Here is a 4,851-nt window from a genome sequence, read left to right as displayed (position 1 = left end):
CGGCAAGGCGTGCGGCCTTGTCCTGCCAGGGATTCCACACCACCACGCTGGCCGATCCGCTGCGGCTGATGCGCAGGCGGCGCTGCCATTGCGGGTCTTCCAGCAGCACGTCGGCCTCGCTGTAGACAATGGCATCGAATTCGCCCTGCAATGTCAGCGCCTGTGCCGGCAGCCGGCTGTAACGGCGGCCGACCTTGTCTTCGCACACCGCCCCCTCCAGCCCGTGCAGGCGGATGCGCCGGCTGTCGCCGACCGCCAGATAGCTGTGCAAGGCGGCGCTGAAGGTTTGCTCCTGCGTGCTGTCGTTACGGGTGTGCAGGCTGATGTCGATGTGGTCGGACAGGGTGTACTCGAGAACGACAGCCAGGCCCTGCCAGTCCGGGCCTTGTAGTTTCACGTGAAACGCATCGCCTTCGCGCAGTACGGCCAGCAATGTCCATAACTGCTGGCGGGCCACGCCGTGGGCCGGGGCGCCGTCATCCGCGGGGTGCGGACCAAACCACGGCCAGCATACCGGCACGCCGCCGCGGATGGCCTTGCCGGCTTGCAGTAGCGCTTGTGGCGACATATACAGCCAGGGTTGCTGACCATAAGGCTGGAAAGACAGCAATTGGCCACCCAGCAGGGACAGGGTGGCGCTGCAGCTACCGCTGTCCAGCTGCAACAGGGTGACATCGTTGCCCAGGGCAATCAGCCGGGCACCGGCGGGCAGGTTCATGGCCATATGGCTTCTCGTTGGCAGGAAAATGGGATGATCATAGCGCAATGGCGCGCCCTGATCTGTGGCGCAGCGACGCGGATGCGGGCAATGCTCTGGTCAGGGCGGTGGGAACAGGGCATGCTAGCGCACGGTGGTCTGCGCTGGATCAGTCTTTGCCCGGCCACCGCAGTCTAGAATCCATCATCCTCCGACTTCATGGAAAACAAGGTGTCTGCCACAGCTCAACCGCGCTATCTGCGCATCAAGGAATACATTCTGGAAGGCATTCGCAAGAAGGAATTCCTGCCGGGTAACAAGATACCGCCGGAGCTGGAGCTGGCCAGGCAGTTTTCCGTGTCGCGCATGACGGTGAACAAGGCGGTGCGCGATCTGGCCGAAGCCGGCATCCTGCTGCGCTTTGCCGGTGACGGCACCTATGTGGCGGAACGCAAGGCGGAATCGCCGCTGCTGGACATCAACAATATTGCCGCGGAAGTGGAAGCACGCGGCCATACCCACAGCGCCGACGTGCACCAGCTGGAAACCATCTCCGCCGGCGAGGAAATCGCCCTGCAGCTGGGGGTGAAGGTGGGCACGCCGGTATTCCATTCCATCCTGGTGCACCGCGAGGACGGCCTGCCCATCCAGCTGGAGGACCGTTACGTCAATCCGGCCTGGGCGCCGGACTATATCCTGCAGGATTTCAGCCGGCGCACGCCTAATGAATACCTGATGGAGAGCTGCCCGCTGACCGATATCGAACACACGGTGGAGGCGGTGTTGCCCGATGCGCGCGAGCTGGCCATGCTGGACATCAGCGCCGGCGAACCCTGCCTGCTGGTGTTGCGGCGTACCTGGTCCTACAAGAATCTGGTCACCTTTGCCCGGCTGGTCCACCCCGGCGGCCGCTACAAACTGCGCTCGCAAAGCCGGGTCAAGAAATAAACTGCCTGCTTGACCGGGCTGGCCCGGTGCTTTGCACCACATGGCCCCGATCTGCTGCCGTGATTCTGTCACTCAGTTCGGCTATGCTGTCAGCGCACACCTGCGCTCTGCGTTTTCCCAACTGCCAACACTGACAACAACATCATGGATACCCTGCTACTACTCAAGGCGGCCATCCTCGGCATCGTCGAGGGGCTGACCGAATTCCTGCCCATTTCCTCCACCGGCCACCTGATCCTGGCCGGCGAATTGCTCAAGTTCAACGACGAGCGCGGCAAGCTGTTTGAAATCGTCATCCAGTCCGGCGCCATCCTGGCGGTGATCTGGGAATACCGTGCCCGCATTGCCAGCGTACTGGCCGGCGCCCGGCATGACCGCGCTGCGCAGCGCTTCATCCTCAACCTGGCCATTGCCTTCTGCCCGGCCGCGGCACTGGGCTTTCTGTTCAGCAAGGCCATCAAGGCTCATCTGTTCAACGCGCCGGTGGTGGCCAGCATGTTCATCATCGGTGCGCTGGTCATCATGTGGGCCGAGCGCCGCCAGCACACTATTCGCGTGCAGACGGTAGAGGAAATGACGCCGCTGGACGCGCTCAAGGTAGGCTGCGCCCAGGCTTTTGCGTTGGTGCCGGGTACTTCGCGCTCTGGTGCCACCATCATCGGCGGCATGCTGTTCGGCCTGTCGCGCAAGGCGGCCACCGAGTTTTCCTTTTTTCTGGCCATTCCCACGCTGATCATCGCCTCCCTGTATTCCCTCTATAAAGACCGGGCGCTGCTGGCGGTGGATGATCTGGGCATCTGGGCGGTGGGCCTGCTGTTTTCCTTTGTTTCGGCCTTTTTCTGTGTGCGCTGGCTGCTGCGCTTCATCTCCAGCCACAGCTTCATGTTGTTTGCCTGGTATCGCATCGTGTTCGGCATCATCGTGCTGCTGACCTGGCATTACGGTTGGGTCAACTGGGTGGATAGCTGAGCCACGGCCTGATAAATAATTGACTATACAAATACTGTTGGATTTATGACGCACCAAGGGAGCCGCTGGCTCCCTTTTTTATTTCATTAAAACATTGAATTTATTGATAATTTGCATGATATTTGTTTGGTGAGTACCTCAGGTTGCGGTTGACATGGTTTCGTATCCGGTTTATTTGTATATACAAATTCAGGAGCAGACATGACCCTCACACACGATAGCCCGCGCAGCCTGTGGCTCAATGCCCGGCTGGCCACCATGGACAGGCAGCATGCCGCGCCCTATGGCGCGCTGCACCAGCACGCGCTGGTGGTGGAGCAGGGCCGTATTGCCGCCATCCTGCCGCAAGCTCAGTTGAACCCGGCCAGCTTTGACGGCGAGGTGGTGGACGTGGCCGGGCGCTGGATCACCCCCGGCTTTATCGACTGTCACACCCACCTGGTGTATGGCGGCAACCGCGCGGCCGAGTGGGAAAAGCGGCTGCAGGGTGTGCCGTACCAGCAGATCGCCGCCGAAGGTGGCGGCATTGTCTCCACCGTGCGTGCCACCCGCGAACTGGACGAGGCAGCACTGGCGGCCGCCAGCCTGCCGCGCCTGCAGGCGCTGATGGCCGAAGGGGTGACCACCGTTGAAATGAAATCCGGCTATGGCCTGAACCTGGCCGACGAGCTGAAGCAGTTGCGCGTGGCCCGCCAGCTGGCGGCCAGCCAGCCGGTGGAAGTGTCGCCCACCTTGCTGTCGGCCCATGCGCTGCCGCCGGAGTTCGCCGGCAATGCCGATGGCTATATCGAGCATGTCATCCGCGACATTCTGCCGGCGGTGGCGGTGGAACAACTGGCCGAGGCGGTGGATGTGTTCTGCGAAAGCGTGGGTTTTTCCCCGGCGCAAACCCGCCGCGTATTCGAAGCCGCCCAGCAGCACGGCCTGCGGGTGAAGGGCCATGTCGAGCAGCTGTCCAATCTGCATGGTGCAGCATTGGTGGCCGAATTCGGCGGCCTGTCGGCCGACCATATCGAATACCTGGATGAGGCCGGAGTGGAGGCCCTGCACGTGGCCGGCACGGTGGCCGTGCTGCTGCCCGGCGCATTTTACTTTTTGCGTGAAACCCAGAAGCCGCCAGTCGAACAGCTGCGGGCAGCTGGCGTACCGATGGCGGTGTCCACCGACCTCAACCCCGGCACCAGCCCGTTTGCTTCCATCCGGCTGGCCATGAATCAGGCCTGCGTGCTGTTTGGCCTGACCCCGGAAGAAGCGCTGGCCGGCACCACCCGCCATGCCGCGCAGGCGCTGGGCCGTGGCCATAGTCACGGCAAGCTGGCGCCGGATCACGTTGCCGACCTGCTGCTGTGGGATATCGAACACCCTGCCGAAATCGTCTACGGACTCGGCGTCAACCCGCTGGCCGAACGGGTATTCCGTGGCCAGCGTCCGGGCAAGGAAACAACACAATGACTCCAGACATGAAGCTGTGGACCGGCCGCGTGGACGCCGGTGAAGGCGAGCTGGCACGGCGCTGGCACCAGCTGGCCACCCCGTTTGCCCCCGGCCTGCCAGCAGGCATCGGCATTGCCGGTTTTGCCTGCGACGAAGGCGTGCGCCGCAATCAGGGCCGGGTTGGCGCGGCGGCAGCCCCCGCCGTCATCCGCAAGGCGCTGGCCAATCTGGCCTGGCATCAGGCTTATCCGCTGTGCGATATGGGCGATGTGGCCTGTGCCGATGGCGACCTGGACGCCGCCCATCTGCGGCTGGCCGCAGCGGTGGAACAACTGGCGCGTGCCGGACATTTTCCGCTGGTGCTGGGCGGTGGCCACGAAACCGCCTACGGCACCTGGCGCGGCCTCGCCGCAGCGCACCCGGACCAGGTGATCGGCATCATCAATTTCGACGCCCACTTTGATATCCGTGAAGCGGCCGAGGCCACCTCCGGCACGCCGTTTGCGCAGATTGCCGCCGACGGCGCCGCGACTGGCCGTCCCTTCCATTACCTGTGTCTGGGCGTGGCCGAGCCATCCAATACCCAGGCGCTGTTTGCCCGTGCCGGGCAGCTGGGCGTGCAGTGGCTGCTGGACAGCGCGCTCAGCCAGGCGGGCCTGGCCAATGCGCAGCGTACGGTGCAGGACTTCATCGACCAGGTGGACATGGTCTATCTCACCATCGATCTGGATGTGCTGCCCGCCAGCGTGATGCCTGCCGTGTCCGCCCCCGCCGCCATGGGGGTAGAGCTGCCGGTGGTGGAA

General features: G+C 63.4%; 5 protein-coding genes. 4 read left to right on the top strand and 1 reads right to left on the bottom strand.

The features are described 5' to 3' along the window. Positions 1 to 718 (bottom strand): D-hexose-6-phosphate mutarotase (locus JHD64_RS20795; RefSeq protein ID WP_199055479.1); only part of this gene is annotated, 718 nt, incomplete at its 3' end. Positions 719 to 928: 210 nt separating this feature from the next. On the opposite strand from JHD64_RS20795, the gene hutC reads away from it, so the two are divergent. From hutC to hutG, 4 genes are all read left to right on the top strand, one after another. Next, entirely contained in the window at positions 929 to 1,645 is a 717-nt protein-coding gene (gene hutC, locus JHD64_RS20790; protein WP_082693475.1) for a histidine utilization repressor, read from the top strand. A gap of 144 nt (positions 1,646 to 1,789) precedes the next feature. Beyond that, positions 1,790 to 2,614: an undecaprenyl-diphosphate phosphatase gene (locus tag JHD64_RS20785; protein WP_199055477.1), complete on the top strand. Its 825-nt coding sequence runs from the start codon at positions 1,790 to 1,792 to the stop codon at positions 2,612 to 2,614. Between the two features lie 201 nt (positions 2,615 to 2,815). Further along, positions 2,816 to 4,066, top strand: a complete 1,251-nt coding sequence (gene hutI, locus JHD64_RS20780) for an imidazolonepropionase (RefSeq protein WP_059286260.1) — start codon at positions 2,816 to 2,818, stop codon at positions 4,064 to 4,066. Continuing rightward, positions 4,063 to 4,851, top strand: a 789-nt coding sequence (hutG, locus tag JHD64_RS20775) for a formimidoylglutamase (RefSeq protein ID WP_199055475.1), incomplete at its 3' end; no start/stop codon positions are given. The genes hutI and hutG, both read left to right, overlap by 4 nt.

Origin of the sequence: Aquitalea sp. ASV15 (assembly GCF_016429115.1) — a bacterium.
Taxonomy (GTDB): domain Bacteria; phylum Pseudomonadota; class Gammaproteobacteria; order Burkholderiales; family Chromobacteriaceae; genus Aquitalea; species Aquitalea magnusonii.
Note: the sequence above shows the minus strand (reverse complement) of the source record. Positions and strands in the feature narration are given on the sequence as shown.